The following is a 909-nucleotide window of genomic DNA, read 5'->3' as shown; positions in this document are numbered from 1 at the left end:
CCAGGACGGCGCGTCCAACGGCCTGACCGCGCCGAACGGCCCGTCCCAGCGGCGGGTGATCCGCGCGGCCCTGGCGACCGCGGGACTGTCGTTCGCCGACGTGGACGCCGTCGAGGCGCATGGCACGGGCACCACGCTGGGCGACCCGATCGAGGCGCAGGCCCTGCTGGCGACCTACGGGCAGGGCCGTCCGGCCGACCGTCCCCTCTGGCTCGGTTCGGTGAAGTCGAACATCGGGCACGCCCAGGCCGCGGCCGGGGTGGCGAGCGTCATCAAGATGGTCGAGGCGCTGCGCCACGGAACGCTGCCCAAGACCCTGCACGTGGACGAGCCGACCCCGCAGGTCGACTGGTCGACGGGGAACGTCCGGCTGCTGACGGAACCACGCGACTGGCCGCAGAACGGGCGTCCGCGCCGGGCGGGGGTGTCATCGTTCGGCATCAGCGGCACCAACGCCCACGTGATCATCGAAGAGCCCCCGCAGGAGGACCCCCCCACCCCGCCCGCTCCGACCGTCGGTGCTCTGCCCTGGCTGCTGTCGGCCCGCACCGAGACCACCCTCACCGCCCAAGCGACCCGCCTCCACTCCTTCCTGACAGAACACCCCGCCCTGGACCCCGCCGAGGTGGCCTTCTCACTGGCGTCAGGACGTGCGGCCCTGGAACACCGCGCCGTCGTCGTGGGCGAGGACAGGGACGCCCTGCTGCACGGCCTCGCCGCACTGGCGGACGGCACCCTCGCCCCCAACACCGTCCGCGCCAAGGCTGACCCCGCAGGCCGCCTGGCTTTCCTCTTCTCCGGCCAGGGCAGCCAACGCCTGGGCATGGGCCGCGACCTGTACGAAGCGTTCCCGGTCTTCGCCGAGGCTTTCGACGCGGTCTGCACGGAGCTGGATGCCCATCTCCGCGG

General features: G+C 73.0%; 1 protein-coding gene. It reads left to right on the top strand.

What is annotated here, in order from left to right; translation table 11 throughout:
- Nucleotides 1-909 (top strand): ketoacyl-synthetase C-terminal extension domain-containing protein (locus tag ACYVE7_RS34780; RefSeq protein ID WP_460370904.1); only part of this gene is annotated, 909 nt, incomplete at both ends.

The sequence above is a fragment of the Actinocorallia lasiicapitis genome (assembly GCF_054778695.1).
This window is presented reverse-complemented; position numbering and strand designations above follow the sequence as displayed.